This window comes from Winogradskyella sp. 4-2091 (assembly GCF_045765065.1).
Classification (GTDB): Bacteria; Bacteroidota; Bacteroidia; order Flavobacteriales; family Flavobacteriaceae; genus Winogradskyella.
In genome coordinates this window covers 1-600 of the sequence record NZ_JBJKOD010000052.1, presented here as the reverse complement: position 1 = coordinate 600, position 600 = coordinate 1, and the positions used below count along the sequence as shown (strand labels likewise).

Sequence of the window (600 nt, the reverse complement as noted above, 5' to 3'; positions counted from 1 at the left end):
CGTTGTGCATAATGTGCCACTCATACTCAAAACGAACTAAATTGAACTGAAAAACAATTTAAAAATAAGAGTTCTGAAATGTTGAACAAATGAAAATAACAAAAATAATTGGAATAATATGGCTAATTTTTAGCCTGTTATTTTTCTACCAAGGTTTCGGGTATTTATACCAATATTCTGAATCTGGAATTTTATGGGCATTTATGATTCCAATAATAATAGCATACACGAAAATCGTTTGCGGAATTTTAAGTTTATTAATCGGAATTAAATTTATTAAAGGAAAATCTGAAATTAATTATCTGATTCTACCTTTAGCATTGCTTCTGATAATCTATTTAACAGTTGACATAATTCAGTACGGAATTTCAACAATTTACTATTCAGGAGAGAATATATTATTATTGATTTTAATTGCAACAACATTTTATAAACTAAAAACAAAAATCGGAATTACTAACCTGATTGAAAAACTGAAAGAAAACAAACTAATTGTAATTGGAATTTTAATATTAGGATTTATACCATATGTATTAGCTGAATTGACAACATATGATTTTTATAAATTCTTACACTAAAGGAAAAACACTATGCACAACA

1 protein-coding gene is annotated in these 600 nt (G+C 25.8%); it reads left to right on the top strand.

The window, feature by feature from the left end; genetic code table 11:
* Positions 1-89: 89 nt before the first annotated feature.
* Positions 90-578, top strand: a complete 489-nt coding sequence (locus ACJBCC_RS17270; RefSeq protein ID WP_407557932.1) for a hypothetical protein — start codon at positions 90-92, stop codon at positions 576-578.
* Positions 579-600 lie beyond the last annotated feature (22 nt).

Bases quoted from the DNA above. Each gene is read 5' to 3' on its own strand.
- ACJBCC_RS17270 (WP_407557932.1), top strand. From the start codon at position 90: ATGAAAATAACAAAAATAATTGGAATAATATGGCTAATTTTTAGCCTG.